The organism is Streptomyces sp. 130, assembly GCF_007096885.1.
Lineage (GTDB): Bacteria > Actinomycetota > Actinomycetes > Streptomycetales > Streptomycetaceae > Streptomyces.
Genome location: NZ_VJNO01000018.1, coordinates 59,435 through 83,719 on the forward strand (window position 1 = coordinate 59,435; position 24,285 = coordinate 83,719).

Annotated in this window: 17 protein-coding genes; 15 read left to right on the plus strand and 2 right to left on the minus strand. The window is 70.0% G+C overall.

Annotated features, from left to right (window positions below; translation table 11 throughout):
• The first annotated feature begins 292 nt into the window (after nt 1–292).
• The 9 genes from ngcE to FKN01_RS17490 all read left to right on the plus strand — a co-directional run bounded on the left by ngcE (nt 293) and on the right by FKN01_RS17490 (nt 12,489).
• Complete coding sequence (gene ngcE / locus FKN01_RS17450; protein WP_143621500.1) at nt 293–1,738, plus strand: N-acetylglucosamine/diacetylchitobiose ABC transporter substrate-binding protein; 1,446 nt, start codon at nt 293–295, stop codon at nt 1,736–1,738.
• 50 nt (nt 1,739–1,788) lie between these two features.
• The gene (locus FKN01_RS17455; protein ID WP_143621503.1) at nt 1,789–2,712 is read left to right on the plus strand and encodes a carbohydrate ABC transporter permease; all 924 of its coding nucleotides are present in this window, start codon (nt 1,789–1,791) and stop codon (nt 2,710–2,712) included.
• A 94-nt stretch (nt 2,713–2,806) separates the two neighbouring features.
• Nucleotides 2,807–3,724, plus strand: coding sequence for a carbohydrate ABC transporter permease (locus tag FKN01_RS17460; protein WP_143621506.1), 918 nt, complete (start codon nt 2,807–2,809; stop codon nt 3,722–3,724).
• 223 nt (nt 3,725–3,947) lie between these two features.
• On the plus strand, nt 3,948–5,147 hold the full coding sequence (locus tag FKN01_RS17465; protein WP_143621651.1) for an ROK family transcriptional regulator: 1,200 nt from the start codon (nt 3,948–3,950) through the stop codon (nt 5,145–5,147).
• A 123-nt stretch (nt 5,148–5,270) separates the two neighbouring features.
• Nucleotides 5,271–6,338 carry a sugar ABC transporter substrate-binding protein gene (locus tag FKN01_RS17470; RefSeq protein WP_398932650.1) on the plus strand — a complete coding sequence of 356 codons (1,068 nt, stop codon included), beginning with the start codon at nt 5,271–5,273 and terminating at the stop codon, nt 6,336–6,338.
• 234 nt (nt 6,339–6,572) lie between these two features.
• Nucleotides 6,573–7,361: an ATP-binding cassette domain-containing protein gene (locus FKN01_RS17475; RefSeq protein WP_143621512.1), complete on the plus strand. Its 789-nt coding sequence runs from the start codon at nt 6,573–6,575 to the stop codon at nt 7,359–7,361.
• Nucleotides 7,358–8,656 (plus strand): sugar ABC transporter permease, encoded by a 1,299-nt coding sequence (locus tag FKN01_RS17480; RefSeq protein ID WP_143621515.1) that lies wholly within the window; start codon nt 7,358–7,360, stop codon nt 8,654–8,656. Before FKN01_RS17475 ends, FKN01_RS17480 begins: the two co-directional genes overlap by 4 nt.
• 248 nt (nt 8,657–8,904) lie before the next feature.
• On the plus strand, nt 8,905–10,824 hold the full coding sequence (gene dxs / locus FKN01_RS17485) for a 1-deoxy-D-xylulose-5-phosphate synthase (RefSeq protein WP_185992879.1): 1,920 nt from the start codon (nt 8,905–8,907) through the stop codon (nt 10,822–10,824).
• A 159-nt stretch (nt 10,825–10,983) separates the two neighbouring features.
• Nucleotides 10,984–12,489 (plus strand): amino acid permease, encoded by a 1,506-nt coding sequence (locus FKN01_RS17490; protein WP_143621518.1) that lies wholly within the window; start codon nt 10,984–10,986, stop codon nt 12,487–12,489.
• Nucleotides 12,490–12,492: 3 nt separating this feature from the next.
• On the opposite strand, the gene FKN01_RS17495 is transcribed toward FKN01_RS17490, so the two are convergent.
• A complete protein-coding gene (locus tag FKN01_RS17495) occupies nt 12,493–12,876 on the minus strand; it encodes an NTP pyrophosphohydrolase (RefSeq protein WP_143621521.1) in 384 nt (127 codons plus the stop codon).
• A 174-nt stretch (nt 12,877–13,050) separates the two neighbouring features.
• Here FKN01_RS17495 and FKN01_RS17500 point away from each other — a divergent pair, with 174 nt between their 5' ends.
• On the plus strand, nt 13,051–14,181 hold the full coding sequence (locus tag FKN01_RS17500; protein WP_143621523.1) for a hypothetical protein: 1,131 nt from the start codon (nt 13,051–13,053) through the stop codon (nt 14,179–14,181).
• 85 nt (nt 14,182–14,266) lie between these two features.
• On the opposite strand, the gene FKN01_RS17505 is transcribed toward FKN01_RS17500, so the two are convergent.
• Nucleotides 14,267–15,373 (minus strand): LCP family protein, encoded by a 1,107-nt coding sequence (locus FKN01_RS17505; protein ID WP_143621526.1) that lies wholly within the window; start codon nt 15,371–15,373, stop codon nt 14,267–14,269.
• 335 nt (nt 15,374–15,708) lie between these two features.
• Here FKN01_RS17505 and FKN01_RS17510 point away from each other — a divergent pair, with 335 nt between their 5' ends.
• The 5 genes from FKN01_RS17510 (at nt 15,709) to FKN01_RS17530 (ending at nt 24,238) form a co-directional block, all read left to right on the plus strand.
• On the plus strand, nt 15,709–16,740 hold the full coding sequence (locus tag FKN01_RS17510) for a hypothetical protein (RefSeq protein WP_143621658.1): 1,032 nt from the start codon (nt 15,709–15,711) through the stop codon (nt 16,738–16,740).
• Nucleotides 16,741–17,068: 328 nt separating this feature from the next.
• Nucleotides 17,069–18,871, plus strand: coding sequence for a stealth family protein (locus FKN01_RS17515; protein ID WP_143621529.1), 1,803 nt, complete (start codon nt 17,069–17,071; stop codon nt 18,869–18,871).
• Nucleotides 18,868–19,797 (plus strand): hypothetical protein, encoded by a 930-nt coding sequence (locus FKN01_RS17520; protein WP_143621533.1) that lies wholly within the window; start codon nt 18,868–18,870, stop codon nt 19,795–19,797. The genes FKN01_RS17515 and FKN01_RS17520 overlap by 4 nt, the downstream gene beginning before the upstream one ends.
• Before the next feature lie 9 nt (nt 19,798–19,806).
• Entirely contained in the window at nt 19,807–22,680 is a 2,874-nt protein-coding gene (locus FKN01_RS17525; RefSeq protein ID WP_143621536.1) for a stealth conserved region 3 domain-containing protein, read from the plus strand.
• Between the two features lie 169 nt (nt 22,681–22,849).
• Nucleotides 22,850–24,238, plus strand: coding sequence for a hypothetical protein (locus tag FKN01_RS17530; RefSeq protein WP_143621539.1), 1,389 nt, complete (start codon nt 22,850–22,852; stop codon nt 24,236–24,238).
• Nucleotides 24,239–24,285: the final 47 nt, after the last annotated feature.

Here is a 24,285-nt window from a genome sequence, read left to right on the forward strand (position 1 = left end):
CGTTCAACCTTGCTTTCGATCTTGCTCAGTTGGCGGCAAGTGGACTATACCTGTCGGCGTCCGCACAGCCGGTTCACCGGTTGTGCGGCTGGGGGACACGGGGGCAGAACAACGCGACGCCGCAGGTGCGTCGGCTGTTCGGTCCCCTGACGCCCCCCACGGCAATCGTTAGCCTGAAATCTGTACCACCCAAGCGCAACTGACCGCGGTGGCGGGGCCCTTCGCTGAGGCGAATTACGACGGGGCGACCGGTACACACCGCCTGAGTCCTGGAGAAGGCGAGGACTTGAGCATGGGATCCACCTCCGCCCACAACAATGAGGGCCTTGGCCGTCGCGATGTGATCAAGCGTTCTGCCGCACTCGGTCTGATCACCGTTCCGACCATGAGCTTCCTGTCCGCCTGCGCGAGCGGCGACAGCGGTGGCGACGAGCCCGTGAAGAAGGGCAAGACCAGCGCGAAGAACCCGCTGGGCGTCAACGAGAGCGCCGCGCTCGACGTCGTCATCTTCAACGGCGGCTTCGGCGACCAGTACGCCAAGGACGCGGAGAAGAAGTACGGAGAGGCGTTCCCGAAGGCCAAGGTCAAGCACACCTCGACGCAGAAGATCCAGTCGCAGCTCCAGCCGCGCTTCAACGGCGGCACCCCGCCGGACCTGATCGACAACTCGGGCGCCGAGCAGATGGACATGGGTGTCCTCGTCGGCAAGAAGCAGCTGCTCGACCTGACCCCGCTGATGGACGCCCCGTCCTACGACGACCCGAACAAGAAGGTCCGCGACACGCTGCGCCCGGGCGTGCTGGAGATGGGCCAGTTCGAGGGCGACCCGGTCTGGATCATGTACTACGCGTACACCGTGTACGGCGTGTGGTACTCGCAGACCAACCTGGAGAAGCTGGACGCGGAGTACCCCGAGACCTGGGACGACATGCTCGCCCTCTGCGCCAAGGCGAAGAAGCAGGGCATCGCGGGCTGGACGTACCCGGGCAAGTACCCGTACTACCTGCCGTTCTCGCTCTACCCGTTCATCGCCAAGATCGGCGGCCGGGAGGTTCTCGACAAGATCGACAACCTGGAGCCCAACGCGTGGAAGGACCCCGCCGTCAAGGCGGCCTTCGAGGCGTACTACGAGCTCTACAAGAAGGGCTACATCCTCAAGGGCACCCCGGGCCTCACCCACATCCAGTCGCAGACCGAGTGGACCAAGGGCAAGGCGCTCTTCATCCCGAACGGTTCCTGGGTGGAGAACGAGGCGGCGCCGACCACGCCCGACGACTTCAAGATGATGGTCGCGGCCCCGTCCAGCCTCGACTCGTCCGACAAGATGCCGTTCGGCACCATCTGGGCGTCCGGCGGCGAGCCCTTCATCGTCCCGGCCAAGGCGAAGAACCCGCAGGGCGGCATGGAGCAGCTGCGCATCATGCTCTCCGAGGAGTCCTCGAAGAACTTCACCAAGCAGGTGAAGTCGCTGAGCGCCTTCAACGGCGGCACCGACGGCCTGACCCTCTCCACGGCCATGCAGGCCGGTGTCGACGCGCTGAAGAAGGCCGGCGACAACGTGGTGAACCCGCGCATGCAGGACTGGTACGTCAAGCTCCAGAAGGAGCAGATCGGCACCGCCGGTCTCGGTGAGATGATGGCCGGCCGCCTGACCCCGGCCGAGGCCATCAAGAAGATCCAGGCCTACGCGGACGCCGCGGCCAAGGACCAGTCCATCAAGCACTACAAGCACCAGTGAGCAACCGTCACCAGCGGCGGCACCCGCGGAAAGATCGGGGTCGGTAAACGATGCAGCACGGCAAGTACCGGTTCATTGTGGGGTTCCTGGTAGTCCCCTTGGTGTTGTACGCGGTCTTCGTCATCTGGCCGTTCATCCAGGCCATCTACTATTCCTTCACGGACTGGACCGGACTGAGCCCCGACTTCAAGATGGTCGGCTTCGGCAACTATTCCAGGATGCTGAAGGACGACATCTTCTGGAAGTCGCTCCAGCACAGCGTGATTCTCGTGCTGGTGCTGCCGCTGGTGACGCTGGGCCTCGCGCTCTTCTTCGCCTTCATGCTCAACGTCGGAGGCCGTCGGCGGAAGAACGCCGCGGTCTCCGGCGTGCGGGGTTCGGGCTTCTACAAGATCGCCTATTTCTTCCCGCAGGTCCTGTCGATCGTCATCGTCGCCCTGCTCTTCCAGTTCGCCTACAACCCGCGCTCCGGCATGGTGAATTCGGCCCTGAAGGGCATCGGGCTCGACTCGGTCCAGCCGGAGTGGCTGGGCGATCCGAACCTGGCGCTGATCTGCGTCATGGTGGTGCTGGTCTGGTCGACGGTCGGCTTCTTCGTCGTCCTCTTCTCGGCCGGAATGGCCTCGATTCCCAAGGACTTCTACGAGGCGGCGCTCCTGGACGGGGCCAACCGCATCACGACGTTCTTCAAGATCACCGTCCCGCTGCTCTGGGACACCATCCAGTCGGGCTGGGTCTACATGGGCATCCTGGCCCTCGGCGTCGAGGCGTTCACGGCCGTCCAGGTCATGACGGTCGGCCCCGGCGGCCCCGACTACTCGACCTCGATCCTGCCGCTGTACGTCTACCAGACCGCCTTCCGCGACGGTCAGGCCGGATACGCGACGACGATCGGTGTCGGACTGCTCATCGTCACCATGGCGTTCGCCGCCGTCGTGATGCGGCTGGGCCGGCGCGAGCGGCTGGAGTTCTGATGCCGCGCTTCCCGGGGCGCGCTCCCCGGACCCCCAGCAGGCAAGACAGCCCGGCCGCGGCGGCCGGCTCGACAGTAGTACGAGGTGAGCACGCGTGAAGGCCACTGAAACCCCTCCCGCGGTCGCGGCGACGGAACCGGCCCCCGTGTCCAAGTCGCCCGCCCCGGGCGGCAAGGAGAAGAGCAGCGAGGGGCAGGTCCTCAACGTCTTCTCGCACGGCGTGCTGATCATCTGGGCGATCCTGGTGGTCCTGCCGCTGCTCTGGGCGATCATGTCCTCGTTCAAGAACGACGACTCGATCCTGTCGACGCCGTGGGCGCTGCCGGACAAGCTCCACTTCGAGAACTGGTCGCGCGCCTGGAGCCAGGCGCACATGAGCGACTACTTCTTCAACACGATCATCGTGGTGGGCGGTTCGCTCATCGGCACGCTGCTGCTCGGTTCCATGGCGGCCTACGTACTGGCCCGGTTCGACTTCCCGGGCAACCGCTTCATCTACTACCTGTTCATCGGCGGGATGAGCTTCCCGATCATCCTGGCGCTGGTCCCGCTGTTCTTCGTGATGAACAACATGGGGATGCTGAACACGCGGCACGGGCTGATCCTGGTCTACATCGCGTACTCGCTGCCCTTCACCGTCTTCTTCCTCACCTCCTTCTTCCGGACGCTACCGGGGTCGGTGGCGGAGGCCGCGATGATCGACGGGGCCTCGCACACCCGGACGTTCTTCCAGGTCATGCTGCCGATGGCCAAGCCCGGCCTGATCAGCGTCGGCATCTTCAACTTCCTCGGCCAGTGGAACCAGTACATGCTGCCGACGGTGCTGAACACCGACCCGAAGTACCGGGTGCTCTCGCAGGGGCTGGTCGAACTGGCCAACAGCCAGGGCTACAAGGGCGACTGGTCCGGGCTCTTCGCCGGTCTGGTGATGGCGATGCTGCCGGTCCTCGCGGCCTACATCATCTTCCAGCGCCAGGTCGTGGCGGGGCTGACCGCGGGAGCGGTCAAGTAACGCCCCGTACACCCTGAACGCACCTTACGAACGAGGCGAACCGCCCGCCGGCATCCCAGCCGGCGGGCGGTTCGTCTGTGTACGGGGGAGTTCGCCCGGGCCGGCGGGCCGGGGAGCGGCGCTCACCCGTGGCTCCCACTGCTCAAGGTCTTGACGGGGCCCGCCCGAAAACGGTCAGCTTAGAGTTCACATGTTGGAGAATATGGCAGGAGTGAGTGAGTCGATGGAGACTCCGGGGTCGCAGACGTCTCTGCATCGCGCCAACCTTGAGCGGGTCGTGCGCGCCGTACGCATGGCTGGTTCGCTCACCCAGGCGGAGATCGCCAGGAGCACGGGCCTCTCCGCGGCCACCGTCTCCAACATCGTTCGCGAACTGAAGGACAGCGGCACGGTCGAGGTGACCCCCACCTCGGCGGGCGGCCGCCGCGCCCGCAGCGTCTCGCTCAGCGGGGACGCGGGCATCGTGATCGGCGTCGACTTCGGCCACACCCACCTGCGCGTGGCCGTCGGCAACCTGGCCCACCAGGTGCTCGCCGAGGAGTCCGAGCCGCTGGACGTCGACGCCTCCTCCGCGGAGGGCTTCGGACGGGCGGAACAGCTGGTCAACCGGCTGATCGAGACGACCGGCGTCAGCCCCGGCAAGGTCATCGGGGTGGGGCTCGGTGTACCCGGCCCGATCGACGTGGAGTCCGGCACGCTGGGCTCCACGTCGATCCTGCCGGGCTGGACGGGCATCAACCCCAGCGACGAGCTGTCCTCGCGCCTCGGCGTGCCGGTGTACGTGGACAACGACGCCAACCTCGGAGCCCTCGGCGAGCTGGTGTGGGGGAGCGGCCGGGGGGTCAGGGACCTCGCGTACATCAAGGTGGCGAGCGGTGTCGGCGCCGGCCTGGTGATCGACGGCCACATCTACCGGGGCCCCGGCGGCACGGCCGGCGAGATCGGCCACATCACCCTGGACGAATCGGGCCCGGTCTGCCGCTGCGGCAACCGCGGCTGCCTGGAGACCTTCACGGCCGCGCGCTACGTCCTGCCCCTGCTCCAGCCCAGCCACGGCCCCGATCTGACCATGGAGCGCGTGGTCCAGCTGGCCCGCGAGGGCGATCCGGGGTGCCGGCGGGTGATCGGTGACGTCGGGCGCCACATCGGCAGCGGAGTGGCCAACCTTTGCAATCTCTTGAACCCGAGCCGCGTGGTGCTGGGCGGGTCGCTGGCGGAGGCCGGGGAGCTGGTCCTGGGGCCCATCAGGGACTCCGTGTCGCGTTACGCCATCCCCAGCGCGGCCCGGCAGCTGTCCGTGCTCCCGGGGGCGCTGGGGGGCCGCGCGGAAGTGCTGGGCGCGCTGGCGCTCGTCCTCAGCGAGATGGGGGATTCGACCCTTTTGGAGAGCACCCTCCCCGCGGCCACTCCTGCCTTCACTTAGATAACGGATGGCACCGTTGTCATCTCGTTAAGGATTTACTCCTTGACGCCGACCTCGCGGCCGAGTTGACTTCCAGCCACCTCGGCCGCGACGTTGCGGCCTCGTCAGGGAGGCAAACCCCCAATGAACGCAATGACGCGACGCATCGTCATAGGCACGGCCGCCGTTTCGATGGCCGTCTCCCTCGCCGCCTGCGGCAAGGCCGGCGACGACAAGAAGGACTCGGCGGACTCGGGCAGCAAGACCAAGATCGGCCTGCTCCTCCCGGAGAACAAGACCGCCCGCTACGAGACGCTGGACAAGCCGCTGTTCATCGACGCGGTCAAGAAGGGCTGCGCCGACTGCGAGGTCGTCTACAACAACGCGGGCGGTGACGTCGGCCAGCAGAAGCAGCAGTTCGAGCAGCAGATCGCCGACGGCATCAAGGTCATCGCGATCTCCTCGGTGGACGCCGAGAAGTCCGCCGCCTGGGTCGCCGACGCCCACAAGAAGGGCGTCAAGGTCGTCGCGTACGACCGTGCCATCGCCGGTGCCGACGCCTACGTCAGCCACGACAACGAGAAGATCGGCCGGCTGCAGGGCCAGGCCGTCCTCGACGCCCTCGGCGCCAAGGCGGCCAAGGCCAACCTCGTCATGATCAACGGCGACGAGAAGGACCCGAACGCCGGGCTGTTCAAGAAGGGCGCCCACGCCTCCCTCGACGGCAAGATCAAGATCGCCTACGAGGCGTCCGGCGAGTGGGACCCGAAGATCGCCGGCGAGAAGATGACCGCCGCCATCTCCTCGGTCGGCAAGGACAAGATCGACGCCGTCTACTCCGCCAACGACGGCATGGCGGGCGGCATCATCACCTCCCTGACCAACGCCGGCATCAAGGACATCCCGGTGGGCGGCCAGGACGCCGAACTCCCCGGCATCCAGCGGATCATCGCCGGTACGCAGACCTTCACGATCTACAAGTCGCCGAAGCAGCTGGCCCCCGAGGCCGCCAAGTTCGCCGTCAACCTGCTCCAGGGCAAGGACATCGGCGCCCAGGGCGAGACGGACGGCGTTCCGTCCACGCTGCTCGAGCCGACCGTGGTGAACAAGGACAACATCCAGTCCACCGTGATCAAGGACGGCATCTACCAGGTCGCCGACGTCTGCGTGAAGGACATCGCCGCCAAGTGCACCGCGCTGGGCATCAAGTAGTCCCTCCTCGCGCCGGGGCCGGCCGGCCCCGGCGCGTACGGGCCCGGTCCGCCCCGCACGGCGGACTCGGCCCGCCCCCATGACTGTCCGGCCCCGGCCGGCTCACACCCCGCTGCCGGCCGGGTGCCGGACACTCACCCCCCCCCAGTGCTTCCCGTATGCCGACGCTGCCCCCGCGGCGCGGCGCCTCCGCCGGTCAGGCGGCACATCCCCGCCGGTCAGGCGGCGAAGGAGATGGTTCACGTGTCAAAGACGCCCGTGCTGGCGTTGCGTGGAGTCTTCAAGCGATTCGGAGCGGTCCAGGTCCTCTCCGGTGTCGATCTCGAAGTCCACGCCGGAGAAGTGGTCGCCCTCGTCGGCGACAACGGTGCCGGAAAGTCCACGCTGGTCAAGACGATCGCCGGCGTCCACCCCATCGATGAGGGCGTCATCGAGTGGGAGGGCACGAAGGTGGACATCAGCCGTCCGCACGACGCCCAGAACCTCGGCGTCGCCACCGTCTACCAGGACCTCGCGCTCTGCGACAACCTGGACGTCGTGGCCAACCTGTTCCTGGGACGCGAGATCAAGAAGGGCGGCGTCCTCGACGAGGTCGCCATGGAGAAGCGGGCCCAGGACCTGCTCTCCACCCTCTCCATCCGCATCCCCAGCGTCCGCATCCCGGTCGCCGCGCTCTCCGGCGGCCAGCGCCAGGTCGTGGCCATCGCCCGCGCCCTGGTCGGCAACCCCAAGATCGTGATCCTGGACGAGCCCACCGCGGCCCTCGGCGTCGAGCAGACCGCACAGGTCCTCGACCTGGTGGAGCGGCTGCGCGAGCAGAACCTCGGCGTCATCCTCATCAGCCACAACATGGCCGATGTGAAGGCCGTGGCCGACAAGGTCGCCGTGCTGCGACTCGGCCACAACAACGGCGTCTTCCCCGTGGCGACGACCAGCCACGAAGAAATCATCGCCGCGATCACGGGCGCCACGGACAACGCCGTGACCCGCCGCAAGTCCCGCAGCGCGGAGGCATCCAAGTGAGCAACACCAACGAGACTCCGGCCAAGGTCCCGGCCCAGGCGGAGCCCGCCGAGGCGCCCGCGCCGGCGGAAGGCGCGGTCCGCGTCGTCGACCCCCGGCTGCTCGTCCGCGAGCAGGGCTTCAAGGGCTACTGGACCGAGTTCAAGCGCAAGGTGCGCTCGGGCGAGATCGGCTCCCTGCCCGTCGTGGTGGGCCTGATCATCATCGGCATCGTCTTCCAGGCCGAGACCGGCAACTTCCTCACCTCGTACAACCTCGACCAGATCACGCTGTACGCGGCGGGCCCCGGCATCATGGCCGTCGGCATCGTCTTCGTCCTGCTGCTGGGCGAGATCGACCTCGCGGTCGGCTCCGTCGCCGGTCTCGCGGGCGCAGTGTGGGCCGTCCTCGGCACGGACATGCCCGACGGCCTCGCCATCCTGCTCGGCATCCTGTCCGGCACGGTCATCGGCGCCTTCCACGGCATCGTCTTCGCCAAGATCGGCGTGCCCGCGTTCGTCGTGACCCTGGCGGGCTTCCTGGGCTGGGCCGGCATGCAGACCTGGGTGATGGGCGAGAAGTCCACGATCACCACCCCGCTCGGCAGCTTCGTCCGCGACCTGACCAGCTACTACTTCGAGGACATCGCCGCCGCCTACGGTCTCGCCGTGGTCGTGATCGCCGCGTTCTACCTCACCCAGCTGCGTGACGCGAGGCGCCGCAAGGCCGCGGAGCTGCCGCACCGCCCGCAGAGCGAGATCATCCTGCGCACCGCGCTGCTCGCGGTCCTGGCCCTCCTCGCCGCGTACGCCTTCAACCAGGAGCAGGGCCTCCCGCTCTCCCTGGTGATCTTCCTCGCGATCCTGGTCATCACCGACTTCGTGCTGCGCCGCACCACGTACGGCCGTCAGGTCTTCGCGGTCGGCGGCGGCGTCGAGGCCGCGCGCCGCGCCGGCATCAACGTGTCGTGGATCCGCATCTCGGTGTTCATGATCTCCGGCACGCTCGGCGCGGTCGGCGGTCTCTTCCTGGCCTCCGCGACCGGCGGCGCCGCCCGTTCGCTCGGTGGCGGCAACCAGCTCATGATGTGCATCGCGGCGGCCGTCATCGGCGGTACGTCCCTGTTCGGCGGACGCGGCAAGGTCTGGTCCGCGCTCCTGGGCATCCTGGTCATCCAGTCGATCGTCCAGGGCCTCAACCAGATGAACCTGTCGTCCAACGCGATCCAGTACATGATCACCGGTGCGGTGCTCCTCATCGCCGTGATCATCGACTCGGTCTCCCGCAAGACCCAGAAGACCGCGGGCCGCGGCTAGCCGCGCCCCGTATCACCGCAGGCCGCGCGCGGCACGCACCACCCGCCGGAGCCCGGCGCCCCCCCGGAGGGCGCCGGGCTCCGGCGCGTACCGGTGAAAAGGGACAGCACGCCCCGACTCCCGCTTCGGGGGGAGGCCGTTAGACTCATCGGATCGGCAATGCTCGACCAGCACAATCGCAAGGAGGCACGGTGACACAGCCGCGCGAAGCGCGTCATGCACGGGCGGTGGTGGGCGACGGATGGGATCTGCTGACCCGCATCGGCGGACCGCGTGACCTCGACCGCCTCACTTCCGAGCAGCTGGTGCAGCTCGCCGAGGAGATCCGGACCTTCCTCGTCGACGCCGTCTCCAAGACCGGCGGCCACCTCGGACCCAACCTCGGCGTGGTCGAACTCACCATCGCCCTGCACCGGGTCTTCGACTCGCCGAAGGACAAGGTCCTCTTCGACACCGGCCACCAGAGCTACGTGCACAAGCTCCTCACCGGCCGCCAGGACTTCAGCAGGCTCAAGGGCAAGGGCGGCCTCTCCGGCTACCCCTCGCGCGCCGAGTCCGAGCACGACGTCATCGAGAACTCGCACGCCTCCACCGTCCTCGGCTGGGCCGACGGCCTGGCCAAGGCCAACGAGGTCCGCGGCAAGGACGACCACGTCGTCGCGGTCATCGGGGACGGCGCGCTCACCGGCGGCATGGCCTGGGAGGCGCTGAACAACATCGCCGCCGCCAAGGACCGGCCCCTCGTCATCGTCGTCAACGACAACGAGCGCTCCTACGCCCCCACCATCGGCGGCCTCGCCAACCACCTCGCCACCCTGCGCACCACCGACGGCTACGAGCGATTCCTGGCCCGCGGCAAGGACCTGCTGGAGCGCACCCCCGTCGTCGGCAAGCCGCTGTACGAGACGCTGCACGGCGCCAAGAAGGGCTTGAAGGACTTCATCGCCCCGCAGGGCATGTTCGAGGACCTCGGCCTCAAGTACGTCGGCCCCATCGACGGCCACGACATCGAGGCCCTGGAGTCCGCCCTCCAGCGCGCCAAGCGCTTCGGCGGCCCGGTCATCGTGCACTGCCTCACCGAGAAGGGCCGCGGCTACACCCCCGCCCTCCAGGACGAGGCCGACCGCTTCCACGCCGTCGGCAAGATCCACCCCGACACGGGCCTGCCCGTCGCCACCTCCGGCCTCGACTGGACCTCGGTGTTCGGCGAGGAGATGGTCAAGCTCGGCCGCGAGCGCGAGGACATCGTCGCGATCACCGCGGCCATGCTCCAGCCGGTCGGCCTGACCGGGTTCGAGAAGGAGTTCCCGGACCGGATCTACGACGTCGGCATCGCCGAGCAGCACGGCGCGGTCTCCGCGGCCGGCCTCGCCACCGGCGGCCTCCACCCGGTCTTCGCGGTCTACGCCACCTTCCTCAACCGCGCCTTCGACCAGGTCCTGATGGACGTCGCCCTGCACAAGTGCGGGGTCACCTTCGTCCTGGACCGGGCCGGCATCACCGGTACGGACGGCGCCTCGCACAACGGCATGTGGGACATGTCGATCCTCCAGGTCGTGCCCGGCCTGCGGATCGCCGCCCCGCGCGACGCCGACCAGGTCCGCGCCCAGCTGCGGGAGGCCGTCGAGGTGGACGACGCGCCCACGGTCGTCCGCTTCTCCAAGGGCGCGGTCGGCCCCTCCGTCAAGGCCGTCTCCACGGTGGGCGGCATGGACGTGCTCCGCGAGCCCGGGGCAGCCCGGCCCGACGTGCTGCTGGTCTCCGTCGGCACGCTCGCCCCGATGTGCCTGGAGATCGCCGACCTGCTCGACGCCCAGGGCATCTCCACGACCGTGGTGGACCCCCGCTGGGTGAAGCCGGTGGACGAGGCCATGGCCCCGCTCGCCGCGCGGCACCGGGTCGTCGTCACCGTCGAGGACAACAGCAGGGTCGGCGGCGTCGGCTCCGCGGTCTCCCAGGCGCTGCGCGACGCGGACGTCGACGTACCGCTGCGCGACTTCGGCATCCCGCCGGTCTTCCTGGACCACGCCTCCCGCAAGGAGGTCATGGCCGAGATCGGGCTGACCGCCCCGGACATCGCCCGCCAGGTCACCGGCCTGGTCGCCAAGCTGGACGGGCGCTACGAGACGGCGGAGGACCGCACCGTGGCGGAGCGCGTCCGGGACTGACGCCCACCCGCTCGGCCGGACGGGCCGGTCGGACCACCCGTATCGAGTGGTCCGACCGGCCCGTTCGCGTGAACTCCGGCCGGGGCAGGCGTGCCGCGAACGGGTGGTGGTGCCGGGTCCGGAACATGGCGTGCACGACGAGCGCGTGGAGGTACGCCGGTGAGCACGCAGCAGGACCTGCCCCCGAGCCGGAACGGGCTGTTCAGGACCAAGACGGTCGAGCAGTCCATCCGCGACACCGAGGAGCCGGAGCACGCCCTCAAGAAGTCGCTCTCGGCCCTCGACCTCACGGTCTTCGGGGTCGGCGTCGTCATCGGCACCGGCATCTTCGTCCTCACCGGCAAGGTGGCCAAGGAGACGGCGGGACCGGCCACCGCCCTCGCCTTCGTCGTCGCCGGCGTCGTCTGCGCGCTGGCCGCCCTGTGCTACGCGGAGTTCGCGTCCACCGTGCCGGTCGCGGGGTCCGCCTACACCTTCTCGTACGCCTCGCTCGGAGAGCTGGTCGCCTGGATCATCGGCTGGGACCTCGTGCTGGAATTCGCGCTGGGCACGGCGGTGGTCGCGGTCGGCTGGTCCGGCTACGTCCGCTCGCTGCTGGACAACGCGGGCTGGCACCTGCCCGACGTGCTGGCCGGGCCGGACGTGGCGGACGGGTTCGGCTTCGACATCCTCGCCTTCGCCCTGGTGCTGGCCCTGACCGTGATCCTGGTGCTGGGCATGAAGCTCTCCGCCCGGGTCACCACGGTGGTGGTCGCCGTCAAGATCGCCGTCGTCCTGATCGTCATCATCGCGGGCCTGTTCTTCATCGACACCGCCAACTACTCGCCGTTCATCCCCCCGGCCGAGCCGCAGTCCGCCGGGTCCGGGCTGGACGCCCCGCTGGTCCAGCTGATCTTCGGCTACGCCCCGACGAACTTCGGGGTCATGGGCATCTTCACCGCCGCCTCCATCGTCTTCTTCGCCTTCATCGGCTTCGACGTCGTCGCCACGGCCGCGGAGGAGACGAAGCTGCCGCAGCGCGACATGCCGCGCGGCATCCTTGCCTCCCTGTTCATCTGCACCGTGCTCTACGTCGCCGTGTCGATCGTCGTCACCGGCATGCAGCGATACACCGAACTGTCCGTCAGCGCCCCGCTCGCCGACGCCTTCAAGGCCGTCGGCCACCCCTTCTACGCGGGTGTCATCAGCTTCGGTGCCGCCGTCGGCCTCACCACGGTCTGCATGATCCTGCTGCTCGGCCAGACCCGGGTGTTCTTCGCGATGAGCCGCGACGGCCTGCTCCCGAGGTTCTTCTCCAAGACGCACCCGCGCTTCCACACCCCGTACCGCCCGACCATCCTGCTCGGCGTGATCATCGCCGTCGTCGCCGGGGTGACCAGCATCAACGAGCTCGCCACGCTGGTGAACATCGGCACCCTCTTCGCCTTCGTGGTCGTCGCCCTCGGCGTCATCGTGCTGCGCCGCACCCGCCCGGACCTGCACCGTGCCTTCCGCACGCCGTGGGTGCCGCTGGTCCCGGTCGTGTCGGTGGCCGCCTCGGTCTGGCTGATGCTCAACCTGCCGGCCGAGACCTGGCTGCGGTTCGCGGTCTGGATGGTGCTCGGTGTGATCATCTACTTCGCGTACGGCCGTTCGCACAGCCGGGTGAACCGCGAGCGGGTCTGACCCTCAGGCCCCCGGCCGCACCGTACGCGGCCCCGCGCACCGAGCCCCGTGCGCCTCGACCCGGCGGCGCAGCTCCCGGTCCGCGGTGACCACGACACAGGGGCGCGGCGCCGCCCCGGCCGCCAGCTCCGCGATCAGGTCGTCACCGCTGCCCGGGGCCGCCGCCACCCGCACCCCGGGCACGGGCGCGACGTCCCGGGCCCGCCCCTCGACCACGAGCACCAGGTCTACGGGGCCGGGCACACCGGGCAGGCCGTCGGAGGCGTAGCGCACCAGCGAGTCGCGCAGCCGCTCGGCCGCGCCCCGCCGGTCCCGCCACCAGCCGTCCGGGACGGACCCGACGACATTGGCGGCGTCGACGATCACCAGGGGCAGCGGATCGGGCATGGGTCCAGCGTGTCATGTCAGGGGCCCCGCAGCCCCGCCCAAGCGGTCCGGACGCGGTGATTCCAAGGGTTCGAACGGTGATTCTATGATGGGTGCTCCCCGCCTTCCGGATGCCGGTCGAGACCCAAAGCCGCAGATCGGGGGCGGACCATCACGGAAGGAAGACGCCACGACATGCGAGTCAGGTCGAGACGTGCCCAGGGGAGCGCCTCGGGCAAGGGCGACGACGCCCTGCGAGACGTCGAAAGCGCCCGTGGGACCGGCGAGACCCCGGTCGACGGACGCTGGCTCGTGTGTGGCAAGGACGGCAGGCTCACCGCCTACGCCCGCAACGAGGACGGGCTCCTGCGCTGGACCGAGGAGCGCCCCGGCGGCCCCGGCTGGCAGGGCCCCGAGTTCTTCCCGGTCCCGGACCTGACCCATCTCGGCCTCGCCCAGGGCCAGGACGGCTACGTCCACTTCATCGGCCGCCGCACGGTGCACGGCGACGAGGAGCAGCCGCGGGTCGACCTCGTGCACGCCATCCAGTACCAGACGGGCCGCCCGGTCACCGCCTGGCGGACCGTGGGCAATCCGTACAAGGACGGGGACGAGCGCGCGGCCCGCATCGGCCCGCCGGCCGCCGCCGTCGCCCCGACCGGCACGGTCCACGTCTTCGTCCGCAACGCCAACGGCGGCATGATGCTGCGCCGCGAGGCGAAGAACGGCAAGTGGGAGGGGTGGAAGGACCTCAGGGGCACCCTGGGCAAGGAGACGATGGCCGTCGCGGTCGCCGAGTCGGGCCGCATCGAGCTGCTGGTCCCCGGCGCCAACAAGGCCATGCGGTGGGCCCAGGCCGAGCCCGGCGGCGCCTTCCAGAAGGGCGACAACCTGAACGTCAAGATCGCCGGCGGCGCGGTGAGCGTGCTGGAGACCGCGCCCGACCGCAACACCTTCTACTGGACCGACGCCACCACCGGCACCCTGGTCGCCCACCGCCTGGACGCCCCGCCCATCACGATCGGGGACACCCCGGCCGAGGGCCCGGTCGCGGTGCTCCGCGCCGAGCTGGACGACTACGACTGCACCGTGCTCGCCCACCGCACCCGCGACGGCCGCGTGCTGCTCGCGGCCTGCGGTACGGAGAACGAGGCGGGCGGCCTGTGGTGGGCGGCGACGGGCGAACGCACCTCGTCGCCCCCGGCGTTGGCGCTCGACGGCCACGGGCGCGTGGTGCTCGCGACGATCGGGGAGCGCGGCGGGCTCTACGTGGCCCGGCAGAACGACGAACCCGGGCTCGCGCTGGGACCGGCGCAGCGGGTGTGAGCCGTGCGGGCCCGGCCGGCCCGCGAGGCGCGTGACGCGTACGGCCCCGGGAGCGTTCCCGGGGCCGTACCGCTGCTGTCTCCGGTCAGCCCTGGCCCAGCGCCGGGGACTTCTTGGCCGACTCGGGGATGGGGGCGTCCTCGCGGATCGCCTTCCACAGGGCGTCCGACCGCGACTTCACGGCCACCACGCGGTTGTGGTCGATCTTGTCGTACTCGACGGGGAGCATGATCGTCTCCATCGTGTCCGGGTCGACCCCGTTCATGGACCGGGCGAACTTCGCGAGCGAGGTGAGCGAGGCCAGCTCCTCGTCGGTGGTCAGGGCCGCCGTCGCCGAGTTGGCGATCTTGTACGCGCTGGTCGGGCTGCCCAGCAGGTCCTGGCTCTTGACCTCCTTGAGCAGGGCCATGAGGAACTGCTGCTGGAGGCCGATGCGGCTCAGGTCGGTGCCGTCGCTGAGGCTGTAGCGGGTGCGGACGAACTTCAGGGACTCGGTGCCGTCGAACTTGTGCGGGCCGGCTTCCACGTCCAGCCCGGTCTTCTTGTCGTGGATGGGCTCCTTGACGTCGATGTTCACGCCGCCGATGGCGTCGACGAGTCCCTTGAACCCGGCGAAGTTGATCTCCAGGTAGTGGTCGATGCGCACCCCGGACATCTTCTCGACGGTCTTGACCACACACGCCGGACCGACCAGCGAGTACACCGAGTTGAACATCACACGGTCCTTGGCCGCCAGCGTGGAACCGTCGGCCTTGGTGCACTCGGGCCGGGTCACCAGGGTGTCGCGCGGTATGGACACGGCGACGGCCTTCTGGCGGCCCTCCGGGATGTGCACGACGAGCGCGGTGTCGGACCGGGCCCCGCTGACCCCGGCCCCGCCGCCCAGCTCCTTGTTCTCCGAGCCGGCCCGCGAGTCGGACCCCAGGACCAGGAGGTTCTGCCCGCTGGTGGGCAGCTTCTCGGGCCGGTCCTCACCGAGCGCCTTGTTGATGTCGACGCCCTTGATGTTGCCGTTGAGGTGGCTGTAGAGCCACCACACGGTGCCGCCTGCGGCGAGCAGCAGCACGAGGAGGACGCTGAGGGTGATCTTGAGGCCGCGACGGCGCTTGCGGCCTTCCCTGCGCTTCCCCCGGCCGCCATGAGACGTCGGGCGGCTCTCTGGCGTGCTCGTGGGTACGGCGTCGTGGCTCATCGTGGTCGAGTCCTCAAATCTCGTGGGCCCCGGGGCGGGCTGTGGAGTGCGTGGGACTCGGGTGGGGGGATGGGCCGGTCCGTGCGTCATGACTGAGCGTGCACTATAGAACAGAGGATCGCGCGAATAGGTGTTCTGGTTCCCAGGTCGCCGATCGGAGTGGCCCGGATCGGGCGCATCGATGCTGAGCATATGATGCTATCGGTCCTGTGTGGGCGCGATGAAGAACAGGTGAAGGGGAGAGGGTGACGGGGGCCATGCGGAGAAGAAGAACGGGCTCCGTGGGCAGTGTCCTCCCCTCGGCTCCGCCGTCCGGCCGCCACGAGGTCAGTGGCATGCCGCGCGGTCGCTGGATGACGCTCGGCAAGGACGGCAGGCTCACGGTCTACGCCCGTACGGACGGCGGTCTGCTGCGCTGGACGCAGCGGAGCCCCGGCGATGACCGGTGGGACGGGCCGGACCACGTGCCGGTCGCGGGACTGACGGACGTCACCGTCGTCCAGGGCGCCGACGGGTATGTGCACTTCCTCGGCCGGCGGGAACGCCGGGACGCCGAGGGGCCGAGCGTGGACTTCGTGCACGCCGTCCAGTACCAGACCGGCCGCCCCGTCACCGAGTGGCGCTCCCTCGGCAACTTCTACCGGGACCGGGAGCGGGGCCGGAAGGTGGGCGCGCCGGCCGGTGTCGTCGACCCGCAGGGCACGGTCTTCGTCTTCGCGCGCAACGCCGGCGGCGGACTGCAGATGCGCCGCGAGGGCAAGGGCGGCAAATGGGGGGCCTGGCAGGACCTCAAGGGTGCCGGCCTCTCCGCCGAGATCGTGCCGTCGGTGACCTCGGGCGGGCTCGTGGAGGTCCTCGCCACCAGTGACCGCGGGATGCGGCAATGGCGGCAGGAGGCTCCGGACGGCCCGCTGCTGACGGCTCCCCCCTTGCAGTTCTACGCCGTGGAGGGGACGGCGACGGCGCTGGAGACGGCGCCGGACCGGCTCACGTACTACTGGACCGACACGGCCACGTCGGGAATCGTCTCCTTCCGGGCGGGGGCCTGGCCCGTACTGCTGGGCGGCTACCCCGGAGAGGGCGCCGTCGTCGCCCTGCGCGCCGTGGTCGACGGCTACGACTGCACGGTCCTCGCCCAGCGCGGGACGGGCGGCACCCTGCTGATCGGCTTCTGTGCCACGGAGGGCGAGCAGGGCGGCGTCTGGTGGTCCGACACCGCTCAGGAGTGCGTCGGTGATCCCGCTCTCGCCGTCGACGGGCACGGTCGCGTCGTCGTGGCGGTGCGCGGGCGGGACGGGGCGGTGTCGCTCGCCCGGCGGGAGCCGGGGCCGGGGTTCACGCTCTCGTCGCAGTGGCGCCGGCTGTGATCCGGCGGGCCCGCCGGTAAGGGGTTGTACCAGCTCACCGTGGTGTTCATCACGGGTTCATATTGCATGTAGTCATGTTTTTGACTGGACGTTGACCGCGTCTTTATGTGAAGGTTCTGTGGCTTGCTCGTGAGTGAGCAGGTGTGACCGCCCTGTGGGGCGGTTTTTCATGTGGGATGACAGGTTTCGGTCTCATACCGTCCTCGTCCGGGCGCAATGAGGCATCCGGTCGAGGCGGGTGCTGGACCGCAGTGGCGTGGGTGGTGGATGCCTCGTGGTCGGTTCCGGCAATCCGGAGGCGGGATCGCTGGTTTCGGCGTATCGGTCCATGGTGCCGGACGGCGCCCGGAGGGGCATCGTGCGCAGAGTGCCGGCCCCCCTGCGCTCGGCGGTCAAGTCCTCGTTCAGCTCCGTCGACGCCATACGTTCCGCGACGGTGGTGTGGGCGATGGGCGGCCGTCGCAACGCGCCCCGGCACAGCGTGGCCTCCACCCGCCGCGTCGTGCGCGTCAAGGGCCGGCACATGCACGCCCTCGTCGTCGACGGTGCCACGGCGTGGGCGGCCAGAGCGCGCAATCTGCACATCCTCATCGCCGCGCTGGAGGCCGGGGGAATCGACTACTTCTGCGTCCGCGGCGCGACGAAGGACCTTCCGACCGTCGCGGTGCCCGCGGACCAGCGCGAGTCGGCGGAGGAGATGATCCAGATCGCCTTCGAGCAGACCCCCGGCTACATCGGGGCGGCCACCGCGTCCGAGTCCGGCATGCGGCCCGGCGACGTCGGCAAGTCCTGGCGCCAGCTGCGCAAACACGACGCCCTCCGCGTCGCCTGGTACGTCACCGACCCGACCGAGCAACTCGTCTACGGCGCCGACCAGGGCTGCGAGCTGGAATTCTGGAAGAGACGGGGCGAGACGCTGGAGGCGCCCCGCCCCAACCGGGTGGTCACCGAGGTGCCGGCCGACGCCCCGCGATACACCGTCCCGCAGGCGCTGTTCGCCCTGATCCCCGGCGCCTACACCACCGGCAGCGCCCGCACGGTGGCCGAGTTCACCCAGCCCCTGGCCGAGGACCACCTCTTCCCCATCGACGTCGTCTACACCTGGGTCGACGATTCCGACCCCCACTGGAGCGCCGAACGCGATGCCGTCCGCTCGGGGCGGGCGGGCGGCACGCCACGGACCCTGCACGCCCAGGCGGCCAACGACTCGCGCTTCACCAGCCGCGACGAACTGCGCTACTCCCTGCGCTCCCTGCACCAGTACGCGCCCTGGGTGCGCACCGTCTACCTGGTCACCGCCGGACAGGTGCCCGGCTGGCTGGACACCGACGCCCCGGGCATCAAGGTCGTCGACCACCGCGAGATCTTCTCCGACCCCACGGCCCTGCCCACCTTCAACTCGCACGCCATCGAGAGCCAGCTGCACCACATCGAGGGCCTGTCCGAACACTTCCTCTACCTCAACGACGACGTGTTCTTCGGCCGTCCGCTCAGCGCCGACCGCTTCTTCCACACCAACGGCCTGACCAAGTTCTTCCAGTCCAAGGCCCTCATACCGAGCGGTCCCGTGGACACGGACGACCTGCCGGTGAACGCGGCGGGCAAGAACAGCCGGGCCCTCATCGAGCGCTCCTTCGGCACCCGGATCGCCCAGAAGATGAAGCACACCCCGCACCCGCTGCGCCGGAGCATCCTCTCCGACATCGAGCTGGTCTACAGCGCGGAGCACCACCGCACCCAGCACTCCCGCTTCCGGTCCCCGGACGACGTCCCGATCGCCTCGTCCCTGCACCACTACTACGGCTTCCACACCGGCCGCACGACCACGGGGAACCTGCGCTACCAGTACATCGACCTCGCCGCCGACCAGGCGCGGCGCCGGCTGGACAGCCTCCTCGCCCACCGGCACTTCGACACGTTCTGCCTGAACGACACCGTCGAACACCCCGACCCGGAGGCCCAGGAACGCATGATCCGGTCCTTCCTCGACAGGTACTTCCCCGTCCCCAGCCGGTTCGAGCTGCCCGACGGGGTCGTCGGCCCCACCCGGCTCGCCGACCGTCGAGCCTCGTCCCCGACGCTCGACGCGGTTCCCACCCAGAACGGCCTCGCCGACGGAGTTGCCCGATGAAACGCCGACACCCCCTGCGCGCACTGCGCCGCCGAGCCGCCCGCGTACGGTCCGCCCTGCTGCGGCGCTACTTCCTGCCCCGTCGCCGGGGCCGTGCCGCCGTGCTCCATTACGCCGCCGTGCTCGACGGGCAGACCGTGAACCTGCACGCCCGGATGCCGCGCTGGGTACGGCCGGACGAGGACGCCCGCATCGAGCTGAGGCGGCGGGGGCGCCGGCACACCGCCGACGCCAAGGTCTACACCGACCACGACGGAGGCGTCGCGATGGACGCCGCGATCCTGCTCGGACAGGACGTCAGCGGCCTGCCGTTGACGCCCGGCCGCTGGAAGATCCGGCTGCGCCTGTCCCAGCGGACGCGCCGCCGTGCGCTGCCCCTGCTCCTCGTGGACCTCCCCGTTCCGTACGGCGGCCCGACGCGGCCCATGGAGGCGTCGGCCGCCACCGGCGACCGCTACCGGCTGGGCCGCAGCGTCACCGGGAGCGCCCACATCATGTTCAGCCGGCCCCAGCCGTCGGCGGAGGTCGTGCGCGTCCACGTGACCCACAGCCACGTCGACGTCACCTTCCGGGTGGTCGGCGCGGAGCCCGAGACCCCCTCGGTCGGGTTCGTCGCCTCGGGACGCCGCCTGGAGGCCGACGCCGAACGGCTCGACGAAGGGCTGTGGCAGGTGTTCGTGCCGCTGCACCTGATGTCCCCGCTCCGTGACCGTGCCGAGCAGTGGGACCTCGTTCTCAGCTCGGGCAACCTGCGGGACATGCGCCTGGGCCGGCGCCTCCACGACGTCCGCAACCCCGGACGGGTCTTCGCCTACCGGCAGACCGCCGTCACACCGGTGGGCCGCCGCCCCATGCTCGTACTGCCCCGCTACACACCCGCGGGTAACTTCCGCATCCAGTGCAGCCCGATGACGGAAGCCGCGTAACCGCACCCCATGAAGATCACCTTTCTCCTGCTCACCGCGGACGCCGTAGGAGGCACCGAACGAGCGGTGTTCAACCAGGCCGCCGAACTCGTGGGCAACCACGACGTCCGCGTGATGAGCATCCTCAAGACGCAGCCGCAGCTCTTCTTCCCGATCGACGAGCGCATCCGTGTCGACTACCTGATCGACCGGACCGGTGCGGAGCCCCGCCCCGTCCGCCCCACCGGGCTGGCCCCCGAGGCGTGGGCGCAGGTCGCGGGCCTGCCGAGCCTCCTGGTCGACCCGGCCTGGGAAGCGGCGTTCAACCGGCTGACCGACCTGGAACTGGAGTACGCGCTCCAGCACACCGACACGGACCTGCTGATCACCACCACACCGGCGCTCATGGCCCTCGCGGTGCAGCTGGCGCCCCCACACGTGATGACGCTCCACCAGGAGCACCGGGTCTCGGAGCTGAGGGGCCCCAGCGCCGAACCCCTGCTGCGCTACGCGTCCCGGCTGGACGCGCTCGCCGTGCTCAGCAACCGCACGCGCGACTGGTTCGCCGAGACCCTCGGCCACAGCGCGCCGCGCATCGACGTCGTTCCGAACGCGCTGCCGCGCGGATTCCGGCCCCGCTCGACGCTGGAGACCCGGAGCGTCGTCATCGCGGGCCGTCTCGTCGGCGAGAAGCAGATCGACCACGCGATCACCATCTGGGACACCGTGGCCCGCGTGCACCCCACCTGGACGCTGCGCATCTTCGGCGACGGCCCGCTCGCCGGCACCCTGCGCCGGCAGATCGACATGCTCGGCCTCCAGGACAGCGTCCAGCTCAACGGCAACTCGCCCCACCTCGCCGAGGAGTGGGCCAAGGCCAGCATCGCCCTCATGACCTCGCGCAACGAGGCCTTCCCGCTGGTGCTGACCGAGGCCCAGGCCGCCGGTGTGCCCGTGGTCTCCTACGACTGCCCCAACGGGCCGCGCGAGGTCATCCTGGACGGCCGGACCGGCATCCTCGTACCGGCCGGGGACACCGATGCCGCGGCCCGCGCGCTCATCCGGCTCATCGAGGACACGCCCCTGCGCCACGGCATGGGCCACGCGGCCGCGGAATCCGTCGCCCGGCTCGCGCCACCCGTGGTCACCGCCATGTGGGAGAAGATCTTCACCGAGCTGCACACCGCCCGGGCGTCCGGGGAACGCGAGGCCCGCAAGGCGGAGCGGCAGGCCGTCCACGCCCTGATGGGCGGACAGGAGGGCATCCTCCGCCCCGCCGCCCCCGCCCCCGCGACCACCATCGACACCAAGGCGCAGCGGGCCCTGGAGGAGCGGCTGCTCCGCGCGGACCGGGCTCTCGTGCGCGACGGCGGACAGCTGTGCCGGCAGATGGGCAGCGCATCCCCCTGGGACGTGGTCCAGCACAACCTCGCCCTGGTCGCCGCGGCCCTGGAGAACGCCCGCATCCCGTACTTCGTGACCCGGGACACCAACGTCCGGCACGCGGTCGCCGTCCACGTCTCCAACCGGGAGCCCGTGCTCAAGGCGCTCACCGCCGCGCACGGGGACAGCGCGGTGTACGTGGCGCTGCTCAACGAACGGCAGTCCCCGACCGCCACGGTCCTCGCCGCCTTCGCCGAGCAGCACACGCAGACCCCCTGCTCCGCGGTCCGCGTCTACCAGAACGCCGTCACGCCCGCCCGTACCCTCCGCCTGGCCGGGGTCTACGGCTGCACCATCAACTTCTGGGAGGAGGACCCGGAGGACCCGGACACGATGGTCTCGCCGGTGCGCACCGTGGTGGGCGACCGGGTGCCCTCCCGGGCCATGAACGTCGTCGGAACCGTCCTGGGCGGGCGTACGTACCCCACCATCGAGCCGTATGCCGGCGCCGTCCACGGAGACGTCAACTTCCCCATCGACGCGGTGTACACCTGGGTCAACGGCGGCGACATCGGCTGGCTGGAGCGAAAGCACGCGGTGATGCACGCCCTCGGCATGCAGACCGAGGACTCCGCGAGCAGCGCCGCCCGCTTCCGGGACCGCGACGAACTGCGCTACTCGCTGCGCTCCATCGACATGTACGCCCCCTGGATCCGCACCATCTACCTGGTCACCGACCAGCAGGTCCCGGAGTGGCTCGACCTCAACCACCCGCGGGTCCGGGTGGTCGACCACCGGGAGATCTTCGCCGACCCCTCGGTGCTGCCCACGTACAACTCGCACGCCATCGAGAGCCAGCTGCACCGCATCGACGGCCTGTCCGAGCACTTCCTGTACTTCAACGACGACGTCTTCATCGGCCGCGTGCTCCAGCCGAGCATGTTCTTCCACAGCAACGGCGTCGCCAAGCACTTCATGTCCCCGACGACCGTGCCCATGGGACCGGCCACGGCCGCCGACGAGTTCAACGTGAGCGCGGCCAAGAACAACCGCCAGCTGATAGCCGACTCGTTCGGGCAGGTCATCGCCCATTCGTTCCTGCACGCGCCGCACCCCCTGCGCCGCAGCGTCCTCGCGGACATCGAGCACTACTACGCGCCCGCCGTCGCCCGGACCGCCGCCAGCCGCTTCCGCAGCCACTCCGATCTCGCCATCGCCTCCTCGCTGCACCACTACTTCGGCTTCCACACCCAGCGGTCGGCGCCGGGCAGCATCAACTGCGGCTTCGTCAACGTGGGCCTGAGCGAGCACCGGCAGCGGCTCTCCCGCCTCCAGCTCAACCGTCCGCACGACGTGTTCTGCCTGAACGACTACCACGACGGCGACGTCACCGAGGACGAGCAGGACGCCGTGCTCGCGGCCTTCCTGCCCTCGTACTTTCCGGTGGCCAGCCAGTTCGAGGCCGGCTCCCCGCGCAACCAGCGCTTCCACGCCGGAGACCTGCCGGGGTGGCCGCTGTGAGCACCCCCCGCCCGGACTTCGTGTGCGGCGGGAGTACGTGCACGGCCGCGCGGACGGCCGGCCGCACCGGACGCGGCAGCAGGAACCACGGCCGGGTGTCCGCTTCGGCCCCTGGCAGGCAGGCTTACCCCCGCCTCGGGGCAGGCGACAACGGAGACGAGAAGAAGACATGAGAAAGATCTGCGTCATCGGCAATTCGGTGGCCGCCCCCCGCACCGAGGAGGAGTCGCCGCTCGCGGGATGGGGCCAGTACCTCAGCGAGTTCCTGACGCCCGGCTGCGACATGCGCAACTACGCGCGCGACGCCATGACGCTGCGCGGCTACTACACGGGGCGGTTCACCGCGCTGCTCACCCTCGTCGGCCATGGCGACCTGGTGCTCATCGCCTTCGGCAACGTCGAGCAGCGGATCAACCAGATGAACCGGTACCACGGCGCGCGGGAGTTCAAGGAGTACCTGCGGCTCTACGTCGAGGCGATCCGGGCCGAGGGCGCCGTGCCCGTCCTCCTCACCCCGGCGGCCCGGTGCACCTTCGACGTCGCCGGCAACCCGGTGAACACGCACGACGACTACCCCCGGCTGACCCTGGAGGCCGCCGCGGAACTCGGCTGCCCGGTCATCGACATGACGGCCTTCACCACCCAGCTCCTCGCCGAGCTCGGCCCCATGCGTGCCAGGGGGTTCTACCGGTGGCTGGATCCGGCGGAACACCCGAACCACCCGCAGGGTGTCATCGACGCGTCCCACTTCAACCACGCCGGGGCCCGCGAAGCGGCGCGGCTGGTGGCGAGCGGACTGGCAGCCCTGCCCGGCCTGCCGCCCGGAGTGGTGGACATCCAGCGACTGGTGCCGGGGCAGCTGCCGCCCGTGCAGACCGAGTTCACCGTGCAGCAGCCGCAGCTGGCGCTGACCGCCCAGCCCGGGGTCGCCGCCGCGCCGGCCTTCACCTCCCCGGCCCCCGGTGCCCTGGTCGGTGCCGGCCGCAAGCTCACGGGGACCGCACCCAGCGGCGCCGAGTACGTGCTCTTCTTCGAGGAGGGCGAGTATCTCGGCGGGACCCGCACGGCCGAGGACGGGGCGTGGCAGTGGCGGCGCGCCGTGCAGTGGCCGGGAGGCCGGCACAAGGTCACCGCGATCGCCCTCGCCGGCAACGCCGTGACCATGTCGTCGGAGACGGAGTTCGAAGTCCTCGACCGGCTGGAGGCCCCCGAAGTCACCGGACCGCGCAAGGGGGCGTGGAGCGGCCCCCGCCCCCGGTTCTCCGGCAAGGCGGGACGCGGCGTCGAGAAGGTCATGGTGCTGGAGCAGGGCCGGCTCATAGCCGAGGCACCGGTGCAGGAGGACGGCAGCTGGCGGGTCGCCCACGCCCACGACTGGCGACCGGGCACCTACACCGTCGAGTTCGTGGCCGTGTTCAGCGCCATCCACTCGCCTGCGACGAGGCTGGAGCTGAAGGTGCACGGCGTGCCCGAGGACAGCTGGCTGCACACGTCGATGTCCTCACGTCTGCCCTGCGGTCCGGGCTGCAAGCACTATCCGGCGCTGCCCGCCTGGTGACACGGAAGGGGGGGCACCGCGCGGCCGGCCCGAGCCGGTCTCGCGGT

What these genes read in the sequence shown, in the direction of transcription:
- FKN01_RS17500 (WP_143621523.1), top strand. Translation starts at nt 13,051, where the DNA reads ATGCGAGTCAGGTCGAGACGTGCCCAGGGGAGCGCCTCGGGCAAGGGC.
- FKN01_RS17520 (WP_143621533.1), top strand. Translation starts at nt 18,868, where the DNA reads ATGAAACGCCGACACCCCCTGCGCGCACTGCGCCGCCGAGCCGCCCGC.
- FKN01_RS17525 (WP_143621536.1), top strand. Translation starts at nt 19,807, where the DNA reads ATGAAGATCACCTTTCTCCTGCTCACCGCGGACGCCGTAGGAGGCACC.
- ngcE (WP_143621500.1), top strand. Translation starts at nt 293, where the DNA reads ATGGGATCCACCTCCGCCCACAACAATGAGGGCCTTGGCCGTCGCGAT.
- FKN01_RS17465 (WP_143621651.1), top strand. Translation starts at nt 3,948, where the DNA reads ATGGAGACTCCGGGGTCGCAGACGTCTCTGCATCGCGCCAACCTTGAG.
- FKN01_RS17515 (WP_143621529.1), top strand. Translation starts at nt 17,069, where the DNA reads ATGGTGCCGGACGGCGCCCGGAGGGGCATCGTGCGCAGAGTGCCGGCC.
- FKN01_RS17455 (WP_143621503.1), top strand. Translation starts at nt 1,789, where the DNA reads ATGCAGCACGGCAAGTACCGGTTCATTGTGGGGTTCCTGGTAGTCCCC.
- FKN01_RS17475 (WP_143621512.1), top strand. Translation starts at nt 6,573, where the DNA reads ATGGTTCACGTGTCAAAGACGCCCGTGCTGGCGTTGCGTGGAGTCTTC.
- FKN01_RS17505 (WP_143621526.1), bottom strand. Translation starts at nt 15,373, where the DNA reads ATGAGCCACGACGCCGTACCCACGAGCACGCCAGAGAGCCGCCCGACG.
- FKN01_RS17510 (WP_143621658.1), top strand. Translation starts at nt 15,709, where the DNA reads ATGCCGCGCGGTCGCTGGATGACGCTCGGCAAGGACGGCAGGCTCACG.
- FKN01_RS17495 (WP_143621521.1), bottom strand. Translation starts at nt 12,876, where the DNA reads ATGCCCGATCCGCTGCCCCTGGTGATCGTCGACGCCGCCAATGTCGTC.
- FKN01_RS17530 (WP_143621539.1), top strand. Translation starts at nt 22,850, where the DNA reads ATGAGAAAGATCTGCGTCATCGGCAATTCGGTGGCCGCCCCCCGCACC.
- FKN01_RS17470 (WP_398932650.1), top strand. Translation starts at nt 5,271, where the DNA reads ATGAACGCAATGACGCGACGCATCGTCATAGGCACGGCCGCCGTTTCG.